This is a genomic window from Arenimonas malthae CC-JY-1 (assembly GCF_000747075.1).
Lineage (GTDB): Bacteria > Pseudomonadota > Gammaproteobacteria > Xanthomonadales > Xanthomonadaceae > Arenimonas > Arenimonas malthae.
Genome location: NZ_AVCH01000001.1, coordinates 159,077 through 182,444, shown reverse-complemented (window position 1 = coordinate 182,444; position 23,368 = coordinate 159,077). Strand labels below are relative to the sequence as shown.

The 23,368-nt window shown below is 69.5% G+C and carries 20 protein-coding genes; 7 read left to right on the top strand and 13 right to left on the bottom strand.

Translation table 11 applies throughout. From position 1 onward, the window contains the following. Window positions 1-1,708, bottom strand: a 1,708-nt coding sequence (locus tag N790_RS00835) for an Rne/Rng family ribonuclease (protein WP_084062456.1), incomplete at its 3' end; no start/stop codon positions are given. A 366-nt stretch (window positions 1,709-2,074) separates the two neighbouring features. Here N790_RS00835 and N790_RS00830 point away from each other — a divergent pair. After that, on the top strand, window positions 2,075-3,034 hold the full coding sequence (locus tag N790_RS00830; protein WP_043799600.1) for an RluA family pseudouridine synthase: 960 nt from the start codon (window positions 2,075-2,077) through the stop codon (window positions 3,032-3,034). A gap of 320 nt (window positions 3,035-3,354) precedes the next feature. Here the strand turns inward: N790_RS00830 and N790_RS00825 are convergent, their stop codons facing one another. After that, on the bottom strand, window positions 3,355-3,693 hold the full coding sequence (locus N790_RS00825; RefSeq protein WP_043799598.1) for a 4a-hydroxytetrahydrobiopterin dehydratase: 339 nt from the start codon (window positions 3,691-3,693) through the stop codon (window positions 3,355-3,357). Between the two features lie 57 nt (window positions 3,694-3,750). Here N790_RS00825 and N790_RS00820 point away from each other — a divergent pair, with 57 nt between their 5' ends. After that, window positions 3,751-4,338 (top strand): NfuA family Fe-S biogenesis protein, encoded by a 588-nt coding sequence (locus tag N790_RS00820; protein ID WP_043799596.1) that lies wholly within the window; start codon window positions 3,751-3,753, stop codon window positions 4,336-4,338. Window positions 4,339-4,426: 88 nt separating this feature from the next. Then, on the top strand, window positions 4,427-5,926 hold the full coding sequence (locus tag N790_RS16540; RefSeq protein ID WP_052385561.1) for a hypothetical protein: 1,500 nt from the start codon (window positions 4,427-4,429) through the stop codon (window positions 5,924-5,926). A gap of 58 nt (window positions 5,927-5,984) precedes the next feature. On the opposite strand, the gene N790_RS00810 is transcribed toward N790_RS16540, so the two are convergent. Both N790_RS00810 and N790_RS00805 read right to left on the bottom strand, forming a co-directional pair. Beyond that, window positions 5,985-6,332, bottom strand: a complete 348-nt coding sequence (locus N790_RS00810) for a c-type cytochrome (RefSeq protein WP_211251931.1) — start codon at window positions 6,330-6,332, stop codon at window positions 5,985-5,987. Window positions 6,333-6,349: 17 nt separating this feature from the next. Next, on the bottom strand, window positions 6,350-6,679 hold the full coding sequence (locus tag N790_RS00805) for a c-type cytochrome (RefSeq protein ID WP_052385560.1): 330 nt from the start codon (window positions 6,677-6,679) through the stop codon (window positions 6,350-6,352). Between the two features lie 204 nt (window positions 6,680-6,883). Here N790_RS00805 and N790_RS00800 point away from each other — a divergent pair, with 204 nt between their 5' ends. The 3 genes from N790_RS00800 to N790_RS00790 are packed head-to-tail and all read left to right on the top strand — an operon-like array spanning window position 6,884 to window position 14,603. Further along, the gene (locus N790_RS00800) at window positions 6,884-8,071 is read left to right on the top strand and encodes an efflux RND transporter periplasmic adaptor subunit (protein WP_043799591.1); all 1,188 of its coding nucleotides are present in this window, start codon (window positions 6,884-6,886) and stop codon (window positions 8,069-8,071) included. Beyond that, entirely contained in the window at window positions 8,071-11,511 is a 3,441-nt protein-coding gene (locus N790_RS00795) for an efflux RND transporter permease subunit (protein ID WP_052385559.1), read from the top strand. Before N790_RS00800 ends, N790_RS00795 begins: the two co-directional genes overlap by 1 nt. After that, window positions 11,508-14,603: an efflux RND transporter permease subunit gene (locus tag N790_RS00790; RefSeq protein WP_043799589.1), complete on the top strand. Its 3,096-nt coding sequence runs from the start codon at window positions 11,508-11,510 to the stop codon at window positions 14,601-14,603. Before N790_RS00795 ends, N790_RS00790 begins: the two co-directional genes overlap by 4 nt. Before the next feature lie 10 nt (window positions 14,604-14,613). Here N790_RS00790 and N790_RS00785 read toward each other — a convergent pair whose 3' ends face one another. The 7 genes from N790_RS00785 to N790_RS00755 form a co-directional block, all read right to left on the bottom strand. Next, entirely contained in the window at window positions 14,614-15,828 is a 1,215-nt protein-coding gene (locus N790_RS00785) for a TraB/GumN family protein (RefSeq protein ID WP_043799586.1), read from the bottom strand. Then, window positions 15,825-16,712, bottom strand: coding sequence for a carbon-nitrogen hydrolase (locus N790_RS00780; protein WP_043799584.1), 888 nt, complete (start codon window positions 16,710-16,712; stop codon window positions 15,825-15,827). Before N790_RS00780 ends, N790_RS00785 begins: the two co-directional genes overlap by 4 nt. Continuing rightward, the gene (locus N790_RS00775) at window positions 16,709-17,740 is read right to left on the bottom strand and encodes an agmatine deiminase family protein (RefSeq protein WP_043799582.1); all 1,032 of its coding nucleotides are present in this window, start codon (window positions 17,738-17,740) and stop codon (window positions 16,709-16,711) included. Before N790_RS00775 ends, N790_RS00780 begins: the two co-directional genes overlap by 4 nt. A gap of 6 nt (window positions 17,741-17,746) precedes the next feature. After that, entirely contained in the window at window positions 17,747-18,076 is a 330-nt protein-coding gene (locus tag N790_RS00770) for a hypothetical protein (protein WP_043799580.1), read from the bottom strand. 151 nt (window positions 18,077-18,227) lie between these two features. Beyond that, a complete protein-coding gene (gene ykgO / locus N790_RS00765; RefSeq protein ID WP_005913193.1) occupies window positions 18,228-18,353 on the bottom strand; it encodes a type B 50S ribosomal protein L36 in 126 nt (41 codons plus the stop codon). 104 nt (window positions 18,354-18,457) lie between these two features. Next, window positions 18,458-19,084 carry a TetR/AcrR family transcriptional regulator gene (locus N790_RS00760; protein ID WP_043799577.1) on the bottom strand — a complete coding sequence of 209 codons (627 nt, stop codon included), beginning with the start codon at window positions 19,082-19,084 and terminating at the stop codon, window positions 18,458-18,460. 8 nt (window positions 19,085-19,092) lie between these two features. After that, window positions 19,093-19,350 carry an acyl-CoA-binding protein gene (locus N790_RS00755; protein ID WP_043799575.1) on the bottom strand — a complete coding sequence of 86 codons (258 nt, stop codon included), beginning with the start codon at window positions 19,348-19,350 and terminating at the stop codon, window positions 19,093-19,095. Window positions 19,351-19,500: 150 nt separating this feature from the next. Between N790_RS00755 and N790_RS00750 the strand changes: the two genes are divergently transcribed. Continuing rightward, a complete protein-coding gene (locus N790_RS00750; protein ID WP_043799573.1) occupies window positions 19,501-21,489 on the top strand; it encodes an SDR family oxidoreductase in 1,989 nt (662 codons plus the stop codon). A 3-nt stretch (window positions 21,490-21,492) separates the two neighbouring features. Here the strand turns inward: N790_RS00750 and N790_RS00745 are convergent, their stop codons facing one another. After that, a complete protein-coding gene (locus tag N790_RS00745; protein WP_043799571.1) occupies window positions 21,493-22,551 on the bottom strand; it encodes a restriction endonuclease in 1,059 nt (352 codons plus the stop codon). Window positions 22,552-22,739: 188 nt separating this feature from the next. Continuing rightward, entirely contained in the window at window positions 22,740-23,354 is a 615-nt protein-coding gene (locus N790_RS00740; RefSeq protein ID WP_043799569.1) for a phasin family protein, read from the bottom strand. Window positions 23,355-23,368: the final 14 nt, after the last annotated feature.

The window sequence follows — 23,368 nt, the reverse complement described above, 5'->3', positions numbered from 1 at the left end:
ACACGGCCATCAGGCGCGCCAGGAAGCCGCGCTTGGGCGCCGGGGCCTGCACGAACACCGGGGCCGGCGCGGCCTCGGGCGCGGGCGCTTCCTCGCGCACCGGCGCCGGGTTCGGCGGGCGCACGGCGGTGACGGCCGGCAGGTCGGGCACGTTGATGTGCGCCTTGGTCAGCGAATGCACGGCCAGCTTGCGAGGGGTGGTGCGGTGGTAGCTCGGCTTGCCGGCTTCCTCGCCCAGCTCGTTCTCGCGCAGGCGGCTGATGTTGAAGTGCGGGGTCTCGAGCTGGTCGTCGGCGACGATGACGATCGGCGCGTCGTGGCGCTGCTCGATCTCGATCAGGGCGCGGCGCTTCTCGTTGAGCAGGTAGTTGGCGATTTCCGGCGGGGCCTGCACCAGCACCTGCCCGGTGTTCTCCTTCATCGCGTGCTCTTCGGCCAGGCGCAGGATGGACAGCGACAGCGATTCCACGCTGCGCATGCGGCCGTGGCCTTCGCAGCGCGGGCAGACGATCTGGCTCGATTCGCCCAGGCTCGGGCGCAGGCGCTGGCGGCTCATCTCGAGCAGGCCGAAGCGCGAGATGCGGCCGATCTGCACGCGGGCGCGGTCCTGCTTGAGCGCCTGCTGCAGGCGTTCCTCGACCTGGCGCTGGTGCTTGCCCGAGGTCATGTCGATGAAGTCGATCACCACCAGGCCGCCCAGGTCGCGCAGGCGCATCTGGCGGGCCACTTCGTCGGCGGCCTCGAGGTTGGTGTTGAACGCGGTTTCCTCGATGTCGCTGCCCTTGGTGGCGCGCGAGGAGTTCACGTCGATGGCGGTCAGCGCCTCGGTCTGGTCCACCACGATCGAGCCGCCCGAGGGCAGGCGCACCTGGCGCTCGTAGGCGCCTTCGATCTGGGATTCGATCTGGTAGCGGTTGAACAGCGGCGTCGGATCTTCGTAGAACTTGAGCTTGCGCAGGTTCTGCGGCATCACCGACTGCATGAAGTCGCGCGCTTCGTCGTACATCTCCCGGGTGTCGACCAGGATCTCGCCGACGTCGGCGCGCAGGTAGTCGCGCAGGGCGCGGATGATCAGGCGCGATTCCTGGTAGATCAGGAACGGGGCCGGCTTGGACAGGGCGGCGTCGGTGATCGACTTCCAGACCTGGAGCAGGTAGTCGAGGTCCCACTGCAGCTCGTCGGCGGCGCGGCCGACGCCGGCGGTGCGGATGATCACGCCCATCTCGTCGGGGATGGTCAGCGCGTCCATGGCCTCCTTGAGGGCGGCGCGGTCGTCGCCCTCGACCCGGCGCGAGACGCCGCCGGCGGTGGGCGAGTTCGGCATCAGCACCATGTAGCGGCCGGCCAGGGAGATGAACGTGGTCAGGGCGGCGCCCTTGTTGCCGCGCTCTTCCTTGTCCACCTGCACGACCACTTCCTGGCCTTCGCGCAGGAATTCCTTCAGGCCGGCCTTGTTCGGGTCGACGCCGGGGACGAAGTAGTCGCGGGAGATTTCCTTCAGCGGCAGGAAGCCGTGGCGCTCGCCGCCGTATTCCACGAACGCCGCCTCGAGGGACGGCTCGAGCCGGACGATGCGGCCCTTGTAGATGTTGGACTTCTTCTGTTCCTTCGAGGGCTGCTCGATGTCGATGTCGTACAGGTTCTGGCCATCGACGATCGCCACGCGCAGTTCTTCGGCCTGCGTGGCATTGATCAGCATACGTTTCATGGTGGATTCCTCACGCGCTCGTACCGCGAGGAACGCCGGGGTCCGCGCCCGATGTTTCTGGCCCGGGGCGCATGGCGCACCCGGGCCTGGCAGGAACTTCCAGCGCTACGAAACCTTGGGCGTACCCGCGGGAGCGCTTGTTGTGTTTGTTCGGTCTAGGGGCCCGGACCCCGCCTTGCGGCGTCCGGTGTTCGCAGGCCCAGGGGCCAGCGGCAATATCCGTCCGCCTTCGGCACCGGCTAACATGGTCACCCCCGTGGGGTGTGGTAGCGGTTCCTCGGGATTCGGCGGGGTCGGCTTTCGGCCGGGGAGCCCCTTCGAAATCAGGACGTTATCTCGCGCAGTGATTGTATAGGGGCAACCCCCATGGCGGCAAACGATGTCTCGACCGGCGTGAGACTGGTCCGGGTCCCGGCGGACCGGGACGGCCAGCGGCTGGACAATTTCCTGCTGCTGCAGCTCAAGGGCGCGCCCCGCAGCCTGGTCTACAAGCTGGTGCGCAGCGGCCAGGTGCGCATCAACGGCAAGCGGGCCAAGGCCGACAGCCGCCTGTCCGGGGGCGACGAAGTACGCATCCCGCCGGTGAAGCTGAACGAGCCGGGCGAGCAGCGGCCGCCGCCGAAGGGCCTGCTCGACCGCCTGGCCGCCAGCATCCTGTTCGAGGACAAGGCCATCCTGGCCGTGAACAAGCCCAGCGGCCTGGCTACCCACGGCGGCAGCGGCATCAGCCACGGCCTGATCGAATCCCTGCGCGCCCTGCGCCCGGGCGAGCCGCTGGAACTGGTGCACCGGCTCGACCGCGACACCTCGGGCGTGATCATCATCGCCAAGAAGCGCTCGGCCCTGCTCGAACTGCAGGCGCTGATGCGCGGCGGCGAGGACGACGAGGGCCCGGGCAAGATGTACCTGGCGCTTCTGGTGGGCCGGGTGCCCAACGGCACGCTGACGGTGGATGCGCCGCTGCAGAAGTCGGTGCTGCAGGGCGGCGAGCGTTCGGTGCGGGTCGACCCGGCGGGCAAACCTTCGGTCAGCCACTTCAAGGTGCTCGAGCGCCGCGGCGGCCACAGCTTCTGCGAGGTGCGCATCGAAACCGGCCGCACCCACCAGATCCGCGTGCATGCCGCCCACCTGGGCCACCCGGTGGCCGGCGACGACAAGTACGGCGACCCCGAGGCGAACAAGCGGCTTGCCCAGCAGGCGGGCCTCAAGCGCCTCTTCCTGCATGCAGCCTCGATCGAGTTCACGCTCGACCAGGGCAAGACGCCCTACCTGATCAACGCGCCGCTCGGCGACGACCTCAAGGCCGTCCTCGACCGCCTGGGCTGAGCCATCCCTGTAGGAGGGCCTTCAGGCCCGACCGGGCTGGTTGGTGCCGGGATCGTTCCCGGCAAGGGTCCCGGGCCGGCGGATCGGCCACTACAACGCTCCACGCCGCACCCTGGAAATCGCTCCGGCCCGGAAATCCCGCGGGACGTCGTGCGCAAGTGCGCGTGCCGGGGCTTCGAAAACAGGGACGTTTTCGAAGAGCCCCCATGGATGGGTTCACGGCGTCCCCGGCACGCGCACTTGCGCATGGCGGCCCATCGCCGAGGACGATCCCGGCATATGCAAACCGGGGGCGAACAGCTTCGCGCCTGAAGGCGCTCCTACAGGAGAAGCTCGGCCTTGGCCGCGCAGGTGAAGTCGTTTTCGCTCAGGCCGCCGACGTCGTGGGTGGAATAGCGCACCACGGCGCGGTCGTAGTGCACGCCCAGGTCGGGGTGGTGGTCTTCGGCGTGGGCGATGAAGGCCAGCGCGTTCACGAAGGCCATCGTCCGGTAGTAGTCGGGGAAGCGGAAGGTCTTCACGATCGCCGTGCCGTCTTCCACCAGGGCCCAGCCGGGCAGGGCGGCCAGGCGCGCGGCCACGGTGGCGGCGTCGAGCTTGTGCTGCGGGCCCTTGAGCGGCTGGCAGCGGCGGGCGGCGAGTTCACTGATCGGGGTCATGACAGCGTTCCGGCGAGGTGGGGGCGAAGTATAGGGCCCGGGGGTAGAATGCGCGCCATGATCAACCTCTCCGAAGGCGCGCAGGCGTATTTCCTGCGCCTGCTGCAGTCCCAGGGCGGCGATGCCGTCGGCATCCGCCTGTCCGCCGTGAACCCCGGCACGCCGCGCGCCGATGCGCGCCTGGAATTCTGCGACCACGGCGACCTGCTCGGCGACGAGTGGGCGATCGACTGCCAGGGCTTCACGCTGTACGTCGATGCGCCCAGCGCCCCCTGGCTGGAAGGCGCCGAGATCGAATTCACCAGCAACGCCACCGGCGGCCAGCTGACCATCCGTGCGCCGCGCATCAAGGGCGAGGCGCCGGCCGACGGCGCGGGCCTGGTGGAGCGCGTGCGCTGGCTGATCGAGTCCGAGATCAACCCGCAGCTGGCCTCGCACAAGGGTCGCGTGGAGCTTGATTCCATCGATGCCGATGGCGTGGTCTACCTGCGTTTCGGCGGTGGCTGCCACGGCTGCGGCATGGCCGACGTGACGCTCAAGCAGGGCATCGAGAAGACGATGATGGGCCGCATCCCGGAAGTGACCGCGGTGCGCGACGCCACCGACCACAGCACCGGCAGCGCGCCCTACATAGCCCGCGGCTGAACACGGCCGGCGGACCAGGTTTTCGCTTAACCGTTTTTTGCCGCCCCTTCCGGGTAGGCTCTGCGCGACCTCTCCCAGCGCAGTGCCCGTGAGCGACGCCATCGAACCCCACGATCCCGCCCAGGCACTGATCGACGCCGGCCACCGCTGGCGACCGATCCCCGAGCACGACCCGCTGCCGCTGCACCTGCGCATCGCGTTGCTGCTGATCATCACCGGCGGCCACCTGCTGGTGTTCTGGGTGTTCGAACAAAGCAGCTTCGTCACGCGGCCGCCGCCGCCGGAACAGACGACGCTGGTGCTGCTGTTCCCCGAACCGGAGCCCGAGCCGCCGCCGCCCGAGCCCGAGCCGCAGCCACAGCCCGAGCCGGAACCACAGCCCGAGCCGCAACCACAGCCCGAGCCGGAACCACAGCCTGAGCCGCAACCACAGCCCGAGCCGGAACCCGAACCGGAACCCGAGCCCGAGCCCGAGCCGCAGCCTGCACCCGAACCGGAGCCGGTCGAAACCCCGGTCGAGGAGCCGGTGGTTGAGCTTCCCCCTGCGCCCGCGCCGGTGGTCGAGGCCATCGAGGTCCCGGTGCCGGTGCCCGATCCCGAGCCCGCGCCGTCGCCCGTGCCGGTGCCCCTGCCGCTGCCCGAGGTCGCGATGGAAGCGCCGCTGCCGGCCCCCGTGCTCGACCGGGTGGCGCCGCCGGTGCCGGCCGCCGCGCCCGAACTCGCGCCGACGCCGCGCACCGCCATCGAACCGCAGCGCGTCGCCGACGTGCCGCTCGCGCCGGTCATCGACGCGCCGACGGTCGAACGCACTGCGCCCAGCGTCGCGGTCGACCTGCCGCGCCCCGATCGCGAGAAGCCCAAGAAAACCAGGATCGTCATCGACCCGGTGACGCTGGAGCCGATTGAAATCGACGAAGCCCTCACCGAAGGCCCGCCGCCTCCGCCTGCGACCGCCGAAGCAACGGCGGAGCGCCAGGCCGCGGAAACCACGCCGGGCTCGGGCGCCATGCAGGTGGTGGAAGTCGCGCCCACGGGCGGCGGTCTCGCGGGCCTGAGCCTGTACAACCCCGACGGCTCGATCGACCTGCCCGAACAGGTGTCGGAAGACCTGGCGCAGTCGTCCGGCGACGACCGCAACTTCGGCTTCCGCCAGCCGGGCATCGAGGAAGCCGGCAAGTTCATGCAGCGCCGGCGCGTGCTCGAATACCAGCCCACGCGCTTCGACAAGAGCTGGCGCCCCACCGACGACCTGCTCACCGAACTGCTCGAGCGCGCGGTCGAGGCGTCGACGATGACCATCGACATCCCGATCCCCGGCAGCCCGGGATCGAAGCTGCGCTGCCAGGTGGTGGTGCTGGCCGCCGGCGGCGGCTGCGGCATCGTCAACAACAACGACGGCGTGGTCGTGAACGCCGGCGACGACCCGGCCACGCTCAGCCCCGAAGAGGACCGCCAGTGCCAGGCCTGGTGGGACCGCATCGTCTCCGCCACCAGCCAGGACAGCTGGCGGCAGACGCGCGCGCTTTACGAATTCCACTGCCGCAAGCCGCTGGCCAAGCCCAGCGACATGCCGCCGGCGAAACCCTGAAACGAAAAAGGCCCCGCATCGCGGGGCCTTTTTCTGCAGGAAGCGTGTGGCGCCGGTATCAGCGCTCGTCCACCTTGCTCAGGTCGTGCAGGTCGCCTTCCTGGGCCCCGTAGTAGGCCGACAGGTCGTCGATGTCCTCTTCGCTCAGGGCGCCGGCGAAACCGGCCATCACGGCGTTCTGGCGCTCGCCCGACTTGTAGTCGCGCAGGGCCTTGGCGAGGTATTCCGGGTACTGGCCGGCCAGCTTCGGGTAGGTGGCGTCCAGCGACTCGTTGCCGGTCGGGCCGTGGCAGGCAGCGCAGGTCTTGGACTTCTCCTGGCCGGCGGCGACGTTGCCCTTGGGGGCGGCGGCCAGGGCCGGGGTGGCCAGGGCGAGCAGGGAGAGGGCGGCGATGGTGCGGATCATGGTCATGGTCCCGGGCCTCACTTGGCCGTCTTCAGGCTGGACAGGTAGGCGGCGATGTCGGCGATCTCCTGGTCGGAGAAGGACTCGGCCTGGGCCCGCATGGTCGGGTGCTTGCGCTCGCCCTTCTTGTAGGCGGTCAGCGCGGCGATGAGGTAACCCTCGTTCTGGCCGCCGATCTTCGGCACGCGGTAGGTCGGGTAGGCGTTCTTGTAGTCGACGATGCCGTGGCAGCCGGTGCAGGTGTAGAAGAGCGCCTTGCCGTTCTCGGGGTCGCCCTTGGCGGCGGCGGGGAGGGCGGCGAGGGCGAGCGCCAGGCTGGCGGCGGGCAACAGGATTCGCTTGATCATTATGTTTTCCGGCTCGAAGGGGTCGGGCGGGCGGCGTTAAACCGAAAGTATAGCCGGAGCATCCGACCCGAGACGAGGGGTCGGGGCGGGCGTGGCTGGCACGGCCGTCACCGGGGGTCATACAGACTTCCGGCACATACGGTTCCCCGCTGCGCTCCTGTACTGTCCTATTCAACTACAACACCCCCGCCAGAAGGCCTCGCCATGACGACCTCCCGCACCTCCCCGATGCTCCGCACCACCGCCGTCCTGGCGCTGGCGATTTCCCTGGCCCTGGCGGGCTGCGGCGGCGCCGAGCCGGCCGCCGAAGGCGACGCCGACGCGGCCAAGGCCGAAGAAACCGCCCAGGCCGAGGGCAAGGACGGCAAGCCGGCCGAGAAGAAGTCCGAGGCCGTGCCGGTGGAAGTGGCGGCCGTGGCCAGGCGGGCCATCTCGGCCAGCTACTCGGGCACCGCCAACCTCGAGGCGCCGTCCGAGGCGCAGGTGGTGGCCAAGACCTCCGGCGTGCTGCTGCAGCTGCTGGCGGAAGAGGGCGACCAGGTGAAGGCCGGCCAGGTGCTGGCCCGCATCGACCCCGACCGCCCGCGCCTTGAGATGGAGCGCGCCCGCGCCACCATGCGCAAGCTCGAGAACAACTACCGCCGCTCGCAGGAACTGCTGGCTTCGAAGCTGGTCAGCGCCGAAGCGAGCGACCAGATCCGCTACGACCTCGAGGCCGCGCGTGCCGCCTACGAGATGGCCGCGCTCGAGTTGTCGTACACCAACATCGTGGCGCCCATCGACGGCGTCATCGCCAGCCGCTCGGTGAAGCCGGGCAACCTGATCCAGCTCAACTCCTCGCTGTTCCGCATCGTCGACGACTCGCGCCTGGAGGCCGTGCTCAACGTGCCCGAACGCGACCTGGCCACCATGCAGGAAGGCCTGGCGGTGCGCATGACCGCCGACGCCATGCCGGGCAAGGTGTTCGAGGGCGTGATCGACCGCGTCAGCCCGGTGGTGGACGGCGGCAGCGGCACCTTCCGCGTGGTCACCGCCTTCCCGGGCGGCGAGGGCCTGCGCCCCGGCATGTTCGGCCGCATCGAGGTGGTGTACGACCAGCGCGCCGATGCGCTGACCGTGCCGCGCATCGCCCTGCTCGAGGGCGAGGGCGAGACCGCCGTGTACGTGGTGCGAGAAGGCAAGGCGGTGCGCACGCCGGTGGAAACCGGCCACCTGAGCGGCGAGCTGGCCGAGATCCGCAAGGGCCTGAGCGAAGGCGAGCAGGTCGTCACCGCCGGCAAGATCACCCTGCGCGACGGCGCCGCGGTGGATGTGCTCAATGCCCCGACGGCCGACGCGGCCGGCGCCGAGGTCGACGTTGCCCACGTCGCCGCGGCGGAGGCGGGTCGCTGATGAGCCTCGTCGACTTCTCGGTCCGCAGGCGCGTGACCGTATTGATGGTGACGCTGACCTTCGTGCTGTTCGGCCTGATCGGCCTCGGCGCGCTTCCGGTCAACCTGCTGCCGGATCTGAGCTATCCCACGCTGACGGTGCGAACCGAATACACCGGCGCCGCGCCCTCGGAAATCGAAACCCTGATCAGCGAGCCGGTGGAAGAGGCCGTGGGCGTGGTCAAGGGCCTGCGCAAGCTCAAGTCGGTGTCGCGCACCGGCCAGAGCGACGTGGTGCTCGAGTTCGCCTGGGGCACCGACATGGACCGCGCCAGCCTGGAAGTGCGCGACAAGCTCGAGACCCTGCGCCTGCCGCTGGAGGCCAAGCAGCCCGTGCTGCTGCGCTTCAACCCGTCCACCGAGCCGGTGATGCGCCTCGTGCTGGCCAGCAAGGGCGAAGCCGCGGCCGAGGACAGCGAGGCCGCGCTGGTGCGCCTGCGCCGCTTCGCCGACGACGAGCTCAAGAAGCAGCTCGAGCCGGTCGAAGGCGTGGCCGCGGTGAAGGTCGGCGGCGGCCTCGAGGACGAGATCCAGGTCGAGATCGACCAGCAGAAGCTGGCCCAGCTCAACCTGGGCATCGGCACGGTCATCGACCGCCTCAACGCCGAGAACATCAACATCTCGGGTGGCCGCATCGAAGACGGCACCCAGCGCTACCTGGTGCGCACCATCAACCAGTTCACCGACGTGCAGCAGATGCGCGACCTGCTGGTCACGGCGCGCACCGCCGGCGGTGGCAACAGCGCCGCGCAGGAAGCCGCCGCGGCGGCCGCGCGCGTGGCCGCGCTGACCGGTTCGGCCGAGGCGCTGGCGGCTTCCGCTTCGGCGCAGAGCGCGGCGTCGGGTGGCGGCAACGCCCCGGGCGGCGGCCAGGCCATCCGCCTGCGCGACATCGCCACCGTGACCCAGGGCTACAAGGAGCGCGAGGCGATCATCCGCATCGACGGCCGCGAGGCCGTGGAGCTGGCCATCTACAAGGAAGGCGACGCCAACACCGTTTCCGTGGCCGACGCCGTCAAGGTGACCCTGGAACGCCTGCGCCGCGAGCTGCCGGCCGACGCCGAACTGACCACGGTGGACGACCAGTCCACCTTCATCAAGAGCGCGCTGGCCGACGTGCGTTTCGACGCGCTGCTGGGCGGCGTGCTGGCGATCCTGATCATCTTCTTCTTCCTGCGCGACGGCTGGAGCACGTTCGTCATCTCGCTGTCGCTGCCCATTTCGCTGATCGCCACCTTCTTCTTCATGGACCAGTTCGGGCTGAGCCTGAACGTGATGTCCCTGGGCGGCCTGGCGCTGGCCACCGGCCTGGTGGTGGACGATTCCATCGTGGTGCTCGAATCGATCGCCAAGGCGCGCGAGCGCGGCCTGGGCATCGTCGAGGCGGCCATCAAGGGCACGCAGGAAGTGAGCATGGCGGTCGTGGCCTCGACCCTGACCACGGTGGCGGTGTTCCTGCCGCTGGTGTTCGTGGAAGGCGTGGCCGGCCAGCTGTTCAAGGACCAGGCGATGACGATCTCGATCGCCATCCTGATGTCGCTCATCGTTTCGCTCACCCTGATCCCCATGCTGTCCTCGCTCAAGGCGAAGGCGCCGATGGCCTTCCCGGCCGAGGCCCCGCACCCGGATTGGCGCCCGCAGCACAAGCTGCTCAAGCCGGTCGCCGGCGCCCGCCGCGGCCTGGGCTGGCTGGTGGGTGGCCTGGTGTTCGCGCTGTCGTGGGGCGTGACGACGCTGTTCCGGCTCGGCGCCGCCACCATCGGCCGCGGGCTGTCGTGGGCGGGTGGCTGGGTGATGCGTCCCTATGACTGGGCGGCGCGCGGCTACGAGCGCCTGCTGCCGACCGCGCTGGCGCGCCCGTCGCTGGTGCTGGGTTCGGCCGCCGCGGCCTTCGCGGTGGCGCTGGCCCTGGTGCCCACGCTGGGCCTGGACCTGATCCCGCAGCTGGCCCAGGACCGCTTCGAGATGACCGTGAAGCTGCCCGCCGGCACCCAGCTGCGCGACACCGACTCGCTGATGCGCGGCGTGCAGGAGCAGCACGCCGGCGCCGAGGGCGTGCACGCGCTCTACGGCGTCAGCGGCAGCGGCACCCGCCTGGACGCCAACCCGACCGAGTCGGGCGAGAACATCGGCAAGCTCACCGTGGTGCTGGCCCCGGGCCACGGCGCCGACACCGAGGCCGTGCAAACCGCCAACCTGCGCCGGACCATGGAGCAGCGTTACCCCGGCGCCGAGGTGAAGTTCGGTCGTCCCGAGATCTTCAGCTTCTCCACGCCGCTGGAAATCGAACTGCAGGGCAGCGACCTGGCCGAGCTCGAGGCCGCCGGTGGCCGCCTGGTGGAGCTGATGGAAGGTTCGGACCGCTTCGTGGACATCAAGTCCACCGTGGCCCAGGGCTACCCGGAGATCCAGATCCGGTTCGACCAGGAGCGCGCCGCGTCGCTGGGCCTGACCACCCGCCAGGTGGCCGACCAGGTGGTGCGCAAGGTGCGCGGCGAAGTGGCCACCCGCTACAGCTTCCGCGACCGCAAGATCGACGTGCTGGTGCGCTCGCAGGCCGCCGACCGCGCGTCCGTGGCCGACATCCGCAAGCTTATCGTGAACCCGGAGGCCGCCGTGCCGGTCACGCTGGACGCGGTGGCCGACGTCATCGCCACCACCGGCCCCAGCGAAATCCACCACGCCAACCAGACCCGCGTCGCCATCGTCTCCTCCAGCCTGGCCTACGGCGACCTCGGCAGCGCCGTGGCCGAAGTGGAGGCGCTGGTGGCCAAGAACCCGCTGGGCACCGGCGTGAGCATGCACATCGGCGGCCAGGGCGAGGAGCTGGCGGCGTCGCTGGCCTCGCTGCTGTTCGCGTTCGCGCTGGCGATCTTCCTCGTCTACCTGGTGATGGCCTCGCAGTTCGAATCGCTGCTGCATCCGTTCGTGATCATGTTCACCATCCCGCTGGCGATCGTCGGCGCGGTGCTGGCGCTGGTGCTGAGCCGCTCGAGCCTGTCGGTGGTGGTCTTCATCGGCCTTATCCTGCTGGTGGGCATCGTGGTGAAGAACGCCATCATCCTGATCGACAAGGTGAACCAGCTGCGCATCGCCGGCGTGCCCAAGCACGAGGCGATCCTGCAGGGCGCCAAATCGCGCCTGCGCCCGATCGTGATGACCACGCTGACCGCGCTGCTGGGCTTCCTGCCGCTGGCGCTGGCCAGCGGCGAGGGCGCCGAGGTGCGCGCCCCGATGGCCATCACCGTGATCGGCGGCCTGGCGGTGTCCACGCTGCTGACCCTGCTGGTCATCCCGGTGGTCTACAACCTGATGGACCGCCGCAGCGACGAGAGCTACGTGGCCCGCGCCCGCCCGATCGACCTGGGCGACGCCGGCGAGCCCCAGGGAGCCCACGCATGACCATCGCCGAACTCAGCCTGCGCCGTCCGGTGACGGCGATCATGTTCTTCGTGTCAATGCTGGTCATCGGCCTGATCGCCGCCTTCCGGCTGCCGCTGGAGCAGTTCCCCGAGCTCAACGCGCCCTTCATCGCGGTCGAGCTGCCGTACCCGGGCTCGACCCCGCAGGAAGTGGAGCGCAGCCTGGTGCGGCCGGTGGAGGAAGCCCTGTCCACCCTGCAGGGCATCAAGAACCTCAATTCGCTCAGCCGCGCCGACGGCGGCAGCGTCTGGATCGAATTCTCCGACTGGGACCGCGACGTCGAGGTGCTGGCCTCCGAGGCCCGCGAGCGCATCGACGCCATCCGCGACGACCTGCCGGACGATTTCCAGCGCTACCAGGTGATCAAGTTCTCGACCAGCGACGAGCCGATCCTGCGCATCCGCCTGGCCAGCGAGCGGGACCTGACCGGCGAATACGACCTGATCGACGTCAAGCTCAAGCGCCAGCTCGAGCGCATGCCCGGCGTGGCGCGCGTGGAGATCTCGGGCGCCACCCCGAACGAGATCGAGGTGGCCATCGACCCCGACCGCCTGTCCGCGCACGGCCTGAGCCTCAACACCGTCGCCCAGACCCTGCAGGGCGTGAACTTCTCCGTGTCGGCCGGCACCATCGAGGACGGCGAGCGCCGCCTGCGCGTGCAGCCGGTGGGCGAGCTGCGCGACATTTCCGAACTGCGCGAACTGGTGGTGGGCCCGAACGGCCTGCGCCTGGAGCAGATCGCCGACGTGCGCCTGAAGCCGGCGCGCATGGACTACGGCCGCCGGCTCGAAGGTCGCCCGGCGGTCGGCATCGACGTCTTCAAGGAGCGCAACGCCAACCTGGTGGACGTGGCGCGCAACGCGCTGGTCGAGATCGACCGCATCGGCCAGCAGCCGGAGTTCAAGGGCATCCGCTGGACCCTGATCGACAACCAGGGCGAGAACGTCACCAGTTCGCTGCTCGAGCTCACCGAGGCCGGCATCATCGGCCTGGTGCTGTCGGTGGCGGTGCTGTTCTTCTTCCTGCGCCACTGGCCGTCCACGCTGATGGTGAGCCTGGCCATCCCGATCTGCTTCGTGATGACCCTGGGCTTCATGTACTTCCTGGACGTCACGCTCAACGTGCTCACCATGATGGGCCTGCTGCTGGCGGTGGGCATGCTGGTGGACAACGCGGTGGTGGTGGTGGAAAGCATCTACCAGGAGCGCGAGAAGAACCCCGCGAACCCGGCGCTGGCTTCCATCGTCGGCACCAAGCAGGTGGCCATCGCGCTGTCGGCGGGCACGCTCTGCCACTGCATCGTGTTCGTGCCGAACCTGTTCGGCGAGACCAACCAGATCAGCATCTTCATGGTGCAGATCGCCGTCACCATCACCGTGTCGCTGCTGGCGTCCTGGCTGGTCGCGATCAGCCTGATCCCGATGCTGTCGGCGCGCATGAAGACGCCGCCGGCGGCCACCGCCCGCACCGGCCTGATCGCCCGCATGCAGGACCGCTACGCCGCCTTCCTGGAGTGGACGCTGCGCCACCGCGGCGCCAGCGTGGCCGGCATCCTGCTGATCGTGGCGGTGAGCGTCATCCCCATGACCCAGACCAAAACCGACTTCTTCTACCAGGAGCCGAGCCGCGAGCTGGACATGTTCTACCAGTGGAAGGGCGCCTACTCGCTGCCGCAGATCTCCGAGGAAGTGGCCAGGGTCGAGCGCTACCTGGACGAGAACCGCGAGGAGCTGCAGATCGAGCAGATCTACTCCTGGTACAGCGAGCAGGGCTGGGCCGGCACCAAGGTCACCCTGCGCAGCGAAGGCCGCGGCCTGCGCGACCCGCTGGAGATCATGGAGCAGATCCGCAAGGAAATGCCCAAGTCGGCGCGCGGCACCGTCGGCTTCGAGCAAGGCGGCGGCCAGCAGGGCGGGCAGGGCGGCAACGACACCATCCAGGTGGGCCTGATCGGCGACTCGTCCGAGCAGCTCAAGCTGCTGGCCGAGGCCATCATCCCGCAGCTGGCCACCCGCAAGGAGCTGCGCGACGTGCGCGTGGACACCGGCGACCAGAACTCCGAGCTGGCGATCAGCGTCGACCGCGAGCGCGCCCTGTCCTACGGCTTCAGCGCCCAGGAAGTGGCGCAGTACGTCGGCATCGCCCTGCGCGGCACGCCGCTGCGCGAGTTCCGCCGCGGCGAAACCGAGGTGCCGGTGTGGGTGCGCTTCGACGGCGCCGAGCAGTTCGGCATCGAGGACCTCTCGGGCCTGAGCCTGCGCGCGCCGGACGGCACCGCCATCCCGCTGCTGTCGGTGGTGAACGTGGACATGCAGGCCTCGTCCACCCAGGTGTTCCGCCAGAACCGCCGCACCACCCTCAACATCCAGGCCAACCTGGCCGACAAGGTGACCGCGCCGGAAGCCCGCAAGGCCATGGAGGAGGTGCTGTCGGGCATGACCATGCCGGCCGGCTACCAGTGGAGCTTCGACGGCATGTTCCGCCAGAACGACGAGGCCGGCGCCCAGATGGCCTTCAACACGCTGATCGCGCTGGTGATGATCTACGTGGTGATGGCGGCGGTGTTCGAGTCGCTGCTGTTCCCGGCGGCGATCATGAGCTCGATCGTGTTCTCGATCTTCGGCGTGTTCTGGTTGTTCTGGATCACCGGCACGGTGTTCACGATCATGGCCTCGATCGGCATCCTGGTGCTGATGGGCGTGGTGGTGAACAACGGCATCGTGATGGTGGAGCACATCAACACGCTCAGGCGGCAGGGCCTGGACCGAACCGCGGCACTGGTGCAGGGCAGCCGCGACCGCCTGCGGCCGATCCTGATGACCATGGGCACGGCGATCCTGGGCATGGTGCCGATCGCGCTGAGCACCACGCAGATGGCCGGCAGCGGCCCGCCGTACTACCCGATGGCGCGCGCCATCGCCGGTGGCCTGGCGTTCTCGACCCTGGTGAGCCTGCTGTTCCTGCCCACCATCTACGCCATCCTCGACGACATGCGCGAGGCGGTGTCGGCGCGCATGCGCAAGGCCCGCGAAAAGGCGCCGCTGGCCGGCGCCGTGGCCCGGGCGGACTGACGCCCGGGTCTCAGGACAGCTTGCTGATCAGGTTGGCGCCGCCGATCCACACGGCGACGGCGGTGCCCAGGCTGGTGAGGAAGAAGTTCACCAGCACGCGCGCGACGCGGTTCTTCCACCAGCCGGAAAGATGGCCGGTGTCGTCGCGCAGGCGCAGGAAATCAGCGTAGGTGGGCTTGCGCGCCCAGGCTTCGACCAGGGCGCTCACGGTACCCGAGGCCAGCGCCGGGTGCAGCGGCGTGAGCGGCGAGGAGATGGCCGCCGCCAGGATGCTCAGCGGGTGGCCACCGGCCGCCAGGCAGCCCAGCGCGCCGCCCGCGGCGGTGATCAGCGCCCACTGCAGCACCAGCTCGCCACCCAGCTCGGCGCCGCCCTGCCAGTAGCCCCAGGCGAAACCGCCCAGCAGGAACACCGCCAGGAAGATCGTGAACCAGGGGACGTCGCTGGACTTGGGCAGCGCGTTGAGCGCGTCCAGCGCCGGCTGCGGCGCGTCCTGGTCGTTGCGCAGGTGTTCGGCCAGGCCCTTGAGGTGGCCGGCGCCAACCACGGCCAGCACTTCCTTGCCGCCTTCCGCGCCTACCTGGCGCAGGCGAGAGGCCATGAACCGGTCGCGTTCGGCGATGACCGCGTTGTACAGCGGCGGGCTGCCGGCGGCGAATTCGCCGAAGCTGGCCTCGAGGAAGTCGCCCTTCTTGAGCCGTTCGATCTCGTCCGCCTCGACGGTTTCGTCCGCCAGCAGGCTGGCGCCGAGCCCGGCAATGAGCTTGGTGCGGCCCCAGAAGCCCAGGCCGCCGAACGCGCGGCGCAGGGTGATGCCGACGTCGCGGTCGACCAGGGCCAGGCGCAGGCCGCGCTCGGTGGCGCCGGTGGCGGCGGCCTTGAGCTCGGCGCCGGGTTCCACCTTGAGCTGTTCGGCCAGCCGGCGCTGGTAAGCGGCCAGCGCCAGGTTCGCGGCCACCAGGCCGGTCTTGCCCTCGCGCAGGATCTGGAACAGGTCCAGCTTCGACAGCGCGTCGGGGTCGGTGAGGGCGCGGTGGCGCTGCTCGTCGAGTTCGACGGCGATGGTGTCGTAGCGGCCGCTGGCGAGCGCGGCGTTCACCGCGTCCACGCTGGCCTGCGACACATGCGCGGTGCCAAGCAGGGTGTAGCGCACGCCGTCGCGTTCGACGATGGCGTGGGGCTGGTCGTGCAGGCCGTCAGCCACGGCCGGGTCGGGAGCGTTCAATCGCGGTACCGCTTGAGCAGGTCGCCGTAGGCATCGATGCGTCGGTCGCGCAGGAAGGGCCAGATGCGGCGCACCTGCTCGCTGCGGCCCAGGTCCACCTCGGCCACCAGGATCGTGGCCTCGTCGGTGCCGGCCTCGGCCAGGAATTCGCCCTGCGGGCCCAGCACGTGGCTGCTGCCCCAGAAGCGGATGCCCGAGGCACCGAGCGGCGAGGGTTCGTGGCCGACGCGGTTGCAGCTCAGCACCGGCAGGCCGTTGGCCACCGCGTGGCCGCGGTGGCTGAGCATCCAGGCGCCGCGCTGGCGGTCCTTTTCATCCTGTACGTCGTCCGGGTCCCAGCCGATGGCGGTGGGGTAGAGCAGCAGGTCGGCGCCGGCCAGCGCCATCAGGCGCGCGGCTTCCGGGTACCACTGGTCCCAGCACACCAGCACGCCCAGGCGGCCGACCGAGGTGTCGATGGGTTCGAAGCCGAGGTCGCCGGGCGTGAAGTAGAACTTCTCGTAGAAACCCGGGTCGTCGGGGATGTGCATCTTGCGGTACTTGCCGGCGATGGAGCCGTCGGCTTCGAAAACCACCGCGGTGTTGTGGTAGAGCCCGGCGGCGCGGCGCTCGAACAGCGAGGACACCAGCACCACGCCGTGCTTCTTCGCCAGCGCGCCCAGCCTTTCGGTGCTGGGGCCCGGGATGGGTTCGGCGCGGTCGAACTCGGCGGTGGCCTCGTGCTGGCAGAAGTAGGCGCCGTTGTGCAGTTCCTGCAGCAGCACCAGCTTCGCGCCGCGGGCCGCGGCCTCGGCGACGCGGGCCTCGATGTTGGCCAGGTTAGCCTCGACGCTGCCGTGGTCGCGGTCCTGCACCAGGGCGACGCTCAGGGTTTTCTTGTTCATGCCAGCAGGCCTTCGGGAAGTTGCATGGTGACGCAGTGCAGGCTGCCGTTCTGCCAGATCAGCGGGCGGCAGTTCACCGGCACGATCTCGCGGCCGGGGAAGGCGGCGGCCAGCACCGCGGCGGCGGCGCCGTCGGCCGGGTCGCCGTAGGCCGGCATCAGCACCGCGCCGTTGATGATCAGGAAGTTGGCGTACGACGCCGCCAGGCGCCGTCCGTCGTCCAGGATGGGCTTGGCCCAGGGCAGCGGGAACAGCCGGTAGGGCTGGCCGTCGCGGGTGCGCAGCGCCGCGATTTCGCCGGCCATGGCGGTGAGCTCGTGGTAATGGCCGTCGGCGGGGTCGTCGCAGGCCTGGAACACGATGGCGTCGGGCGCAGCGAAGCGCGCCAGCGTGTCGATGTGGGCGTCGGTGTCGTCGCCCTCGAGGTAGCCGTGTTCGAGCCAGAGCGTGCGCGACTGCGCCAGCGCCTTCTCGAGGATGGCGGTGATTTCCTCGCGCGACTTGTCCGGGTGCCGTTCGTGCAGGCAGCGCCAGGTGCTGAGCAGGCTGCCCTGGCCGTCGGTCTCGATGCCGCCGCCCTCGAGCGCGAAATCGATGCGCTGGTGCGTGGCGGCGCCGAACACGCCGGCGGCGTGCAGCTTGCCCACCAGCTGGTCGTCCAGCCCGGCCTCGAACTTGCCGCCCCAGGCGGTGAAGTGGAAGTCGAGCAGGCGGAAGCCGGCGCCATCGCGCAGGGTGATGGGGCCCGAGTCACGCAGCCAGGTGTCGTCGTACTCCACCTCGAAGAAACGGACCCGGGCCAGGTCCACCCCGGCCGAGCCGAGCAGGCGGGCGGCGCGTTCGCGCAGGGACGGGCCGGCCACGCAGACCAGCGCCTGCTGGAAGCGGGTGACGGCGGCCACGAGGGCGACGTAGGTCTGTTCGACCTGGGCGAGCCGTTCGGCCCAGTCGGTGCCTTCGTGCGGCCACGCGATCAGGACGGCGGACTGGGGTTCCCATTCCGCCGGGAAGCGCTGGAGTTCGGACATGCTGGTTTACTGGACGGGCTTGGGGCCGATCTCGTTCGGGTTGGCCTTGGCGGCCACCGCGTCGATGACGTGGCTGTGCTCGAAGTACACCGAAAAACCGGCGTAGTCCCAGCGGGTGATCGGCGGGTTGTGCTTGCTGTCGCCCGGGCCGGCGATGGCGGCGTGCTTGCGCTCGGGGGCGCCGAAGCTGGCTTCGACCTGGGCCATGGACTGGCCCCGGGCCGGCATGGCCTGGGTCTCGGCCTTCACGCGGTCCACGAGCAGGGTGTCGGCGGATGCCGGCGCCTGCAGCAGCAGGCCGGCAGCGAGCGCCAGGGAAAGGGTCAGGGCCTTCATGGTGCACCTCCGCGGGTGCCGTCGGAATGACGGCTGGGCCCGGAATCATCGCAAAACCCGCCGGGGCGCGCCATGGCGGCTTCCCGGGGGCCACAACGGAAAACGCCGGCTTTCGCCGGCGTCTTCGCGGTAACCCGGTGGCGGCCTGCGCTCAGCGCTGGCGGGCCTTGAAACGCGGGTTGGACTTGCAGATCACGAAGACCTTGCCGCGACGGCGCACGACCTTGCAGTCGCGATGGCGGGTCTTCGCCGACTTCAGGGACGAAAGCACTTTCATGGCAATTCCTTAAAGGGGTTGGGGCGATAAAGAAGCGGAAGTATAGCCGAGTCCAAAACGGCTTGCAATACAAGCGTTTGGGCAGGCGCCGGGCGCCCGGCGGCTCAGTCCAGGTAGGCCTGGGTGAGGTTGTTGAGGTGCAGGCGCTCGGCGTCCCGGAGCAGGGGCGAGAGCAGCATCATCACCTGCACGATGCCCCGGCGGATGGCCTCGTGCTCGTCCCGGTCGCCGCGCACGCTGGCGTAGTTGAGCCAGAAGGTGGCCAGGACCAGGATGTTGGTGGCCGTGGCCTCGACTTCGGCGGCCGAGGCCCGCATGACCCCGGCCTGGACCAGCCCGCGCATGCCCGAGGTGGCGTTGTCGGCGGCCCGCTTGAGGATGCGGGCGAAGCGCAGGCGCAGGCGCCGGTTGCGGCTGAGGATGTCCACCAGGTCGCGGTAGAGGAAGCGGTAGTCCCAGATGGCCTCGAACACCAGGTGCAGCTGCAGCCAGATGTCCTCCAGGTCCCGCAGCCGGCCCTCGGGCGCCACCAGGGCGGTGTCCATGCGCTCTTCATAGCGCGCGAACAGTTGCTCGATGATGTCGTCCTTGTTGCGGAAGTGGTAGTAGAGGTTGCCCGGGCTGATTTCCAGCTCGTCGGCGATGTGGTTGGTCGTGACGTTCGGCTCGCCCTGTTCGTTGAACATGGCGAGGGAGGCGTCGAGGATGCGTTGGCGGGTCTGCCTGGCCATCGGCGGCGTCAGCCGCGCAGCTTCTTCACGAGGTCGACGTACTTCTTCATCGCGTCCTCGGGCTTGGTCCCGGCCAGCTTTTCCCAGGCCTCGTACTTGGCGGTGCCGACGAAGTCGAAGAACCCCGGCTTGGGGCCGCTTACGTCGCCCTCCGAACCCTGCTTGTAGAGGGCGTAGAGGCGGAGCATGGTGTCGTTGTCCGGCCGGTCCGGCAGGCTCATCACGTCCTGGGCGGCTTTCTGGAACTCGGCTTTCAGGTCGGCCATCTGGTGTTTCCCCACGGTTGGACCCGAGGTGATATCACGCCCCCCGGGGACGGTCAACGCGATGTTTGCCGGCGCACGGGCGCTCTGGCAAGTTAGTCGCATTCGCCCGGCCGCCCAGGCCGGCGCTCATCCAAGGGCAGGGGAGTTGTCATGGCATATTTCGTCACCGGCGCCACGGGTTTCATCGGGCGTTTCCTGGTCAGCAACCTGCTCAAGCGCAGGGGCACCGTGCACGTGCTGGTGCGCAAGGGCTCGGAGAAGAAGCTCGACGCCATCGCCACCTCGATGGGTTGGGACCGCAAGCGCATCGTGGTGGTCACCGGCGACCTGTCCAAGCCGAAGCTGGGCCTGGCGCCGGCCAAGATCAAGGCGCTGCAGGGCAAGATCCAGCACTTCTTCCACCTCGCCGCCATCTACGACCTGTCGGCCGACGCGGCCTCGCAGCAGGTGGCCAACATCGACGGCACCCGCAATGCGGTCGAGCTGGCCGCCGCGCTCAAGGCCGGCTGCTTCCACCACACCAGTTCCATCGCCGCCGCCGGCCTCTACCCGGGCGTGTTCCGCGAGGACATGTTCGAGGAAGCCGAGGGCCTGAAGGATCCCTACCTGCGCACCAAGCACGAGTCGGAAGGCATCGTGCGCAAGGAGTGCAAGGTGCCGTTCCGCATCTACCGCCCGTCGATGGTCATCGGCCATTCGAAGACCGGCGAGATGGACAAGATCGACGGCCCCTACTACCTGTTCACGCTCATCAAGAAGATGCGCCAGGCGCTGCCGCAGTGGGTGCCCACGCTGGGCATCGAAGGCGGTCGCATCAACGTGGTGCCGGTGGACTTCGTGGCCGACGCCATGGACCACATCGCCCACAAGAAGGGCCTGGACGGCCAGTGCTTCCACCTGGTGGACCCGGAGCCTATGCGCTTCGGCGAGCTGATGAACACCTTCTGCCGCGCCGCCCACGCGCCCGAGATGACCATGCGCCTGGACGCCCGCATGCTGGCCGTGGTGCCGGGCGCGGTGCGCAGCGCGGTCACCAACCTGCCGCCGGTCAAGCGCTTCACCAACATGATGCTGCGCGACCTGAAGCTGCCGCCGGCCACGCTGGCCTTCATCACCTACCCGACGCGCTTCGACACCCGCGTGGTCGAGCGCGCCCTCAAGGGCAGCAAGATCACCGTGCCGGCGCTCGACAGCTACGCCTGGCGCATCTGGGACTACTGGGAGCGCCACCTCGACCCGGACCTGTTCATCGACCGCACGCTGCGCGGCCACGTGGCGGGCAAGGTGGTGCTGATCACGGGCGGCTCCTCGGGCATCGGCAAGGCCAGCGCCATCAAGGTGGCCGAGGCGGGCGCCAAGGTCATCATCGTGGCGCGCGGCGAGGAAGAGCTGTTCAAGACCCGCGACGAAATCATCGCCGCCGGCGGCAAGTGCTGGGCCTACACCTGCGACCTCACCGACATGGCCAGCTGCGACCAGCTGGTGGCCACGGTGCTGGCCGAGCACAAGGCGGTGGACATCCTGGTCAACAACGCCGGCCGCTCGATCCGCCGCTCCATCGAGCTCAGCTACGACCGCTTCCACGACTTCGAGCGCACCATGCAGCTGAACTACTTCGGTTGCCTGCGCCTGATCATGGGCTTCCTGCCGGCCATGACCCATCGCCGCCGCGGCCACGTCATCAACATCAGCTCGATCGGCGTGCTGGCGAGCTCGCCGCGCTTTTCGGCCTACGTGGCCTCGAAGGCCGCGCTCGATGCCTTCAGCCGCTGCGCCCAGGCCGAGTTCAGCGGCAAGAACATCGCCTTCACCACCATCAACATGCCGCTGGTGAAGACGCCGATGATCGCGCCGACCAAGATGTACGACTCGGTGCCCACGCTCACGCCCGAGGAAGCCGCCGACCTGGTGGTCAAGGCCATCATCGAGCGGCCCAGCCGCGTCGCCACCCGCATGGGCATCTTCGCCGCCACGCTCAACGCGCTGGTGCCGAAGGCCTACGAGGTGATCATGAACACCGCGTTCGAGATGTTCCCGGATTCGGCCGCCGCCAAGGGCGACCGCAAGGCGCTCAAGGACGAGAAGCCGACCAACGAACAGGTGGCGTTCGCCGCGCTGATGCGCGGCGTGCACTGGTAAGGCTTACTGGCACTGCCTCCACCGCACGGGGGCGGTGGAGTCGCCGGGCGGCTCGAGCTGCAGGCGGGTGTAGCGCAGCTCCTCGTACTTGACGAGGATGGCGCAGGCGTCGTTCACCAGGCCGGTGTCGATGCCGTCGGCCTTGGCCATGCGGATCACCAGGGTCGACTGGGTGGACCAGATCGCGCTGTCGGCCTGCTCGAGTTCCGAGACTTCGGTGGCGGCGGCCAGGCGGCGCTGCATGCGCTCCTGTTCGGTGAGCTTGGCCACTTCCTCGAGTTCGCGCAGGGCCGCGTCGGCCTGCTGGGAGGCTTCGTCGGCGAAACGCGGCTCGGTTTCTGCGGGCGCCGCGGTTGCCGGCGCGTCTTCGGCGCTGGCCGCTGCGTCATCGGTGGTGGCGGGCGCGGCGGCGGCATCGGTGTCCGTGGCCACGGCAGGCGCGGGCGATTCGACCGAGGCCGGCGCCGTGGCCAGGTAGCCGCCGATGAAGACCACGATGCCCAGCAGCACGCTGCCGGCCATGCCGATGCGCTGGCCCTTGCGGATCTCGCGGGCGGCCTGGTCGCGGATGGAAGCAACCATGGCGGGCGGCGCGAAGGGCTCCACCTGCGGCCACAGGCTGCGGCCGTCCAACAGGTCCACGCCATAGCGGCGGGCCAGGTCGCGGGCGAAACCCTCGGCGCTGCCCAGGGTCACCAGGATGCCGCTGCCGGCGCCCTGGAGCTGCACGGCGTTGGCGAAATCGCGCACGTTCGCTTCGCCCAGGCGGTAGGCGGTGCCGTGTTTGTAACCCAGCAGGCAGCGCTCGTCGTCCTTGACCAGCAGGAACTCGGCGCCGCCGTCGCCGGGCTGGCGGCTGGACGGCAGTTCGGCATACCCCTTCTCGGCCATGGCCTGCAGCACCAGCCCGGCGCATTCGCGCCACTTCATGCCCGCCAGGGCCTGCACGCCGGCCCGCGTTTCCGCCAGGCGGCGACGATGCACGCCGAACCACCAGCTGCTCGCGAGCAGGGCGGCCACGGTGGCGACGACGGCGGCGATCAGGGGGCTGGAACCGAACATCCGGGAACTCCGCGCGGGGGCGACTGGGGGTGCCAGAGGATAACGCGGAAAGCCGCCGGCCAAGGCCCGGAAAAACAAAGGGCCCGGCGAGTGCCGGGCCCTTTGCCTGGATAAATTGTCCGCCAGCCGGAAACCGCAAGGGGAGGGAGCGAACGGGTTCCGTCAGTGGCTGGCGGACAAGAAGGGGCTCACTCGCCCTGCGGCGCCACCGGCTTGGGTGCCTTGGGCAGCGCGGCCTTGCGCGGCTTGGCCGGCTTGCGAGCCGCCGGCTTCTTCGCGGCCGGCTTCTTCGCAGCGGGCTTGCGGGCCGGCTTGGCGGCGGCCTTGGCCGGGCGCGAGGCGGCGGGCTTGGACAGCTTGCGCAGCTCGGCGTTGAGTTCGTTCACGCGCTTGGTGAGTTCGGCCAGGTCCTCGCGGCCCGGCACGCCGAGGCGGTTGAGGGCGCGCTGCACGCGGGTCTCGAACACGTTCTCGAGGCGATCCCAGGTGTCGACGGCGCGCTCGCGCACCACGCCCACGCGATCCTCGACGGCATCGCGCACGGCATCGACCTTGCCGGTGGCCAGCTTGCGGGTGGTCTGCTCGATGCTCATGCCTTCCTTGACCAGGGCCTCGAACATCTTCGAACCCTCGCCCTGGGCGCGGTGGAAGGCACCCATGCCGGCCATCCAGATCTGCTGCGCGGAGCCGACGATCGAACGCGACATCTGCTCGGCCTTGGCCTGCAGGTCGGCGGGCTTGGCGGACTTCGGGCGCTTGGCGCTGGCGGCCTTGGCACGGACGGTCTTCTTCAGCTTGGCCATGGTGTCTCGACTCC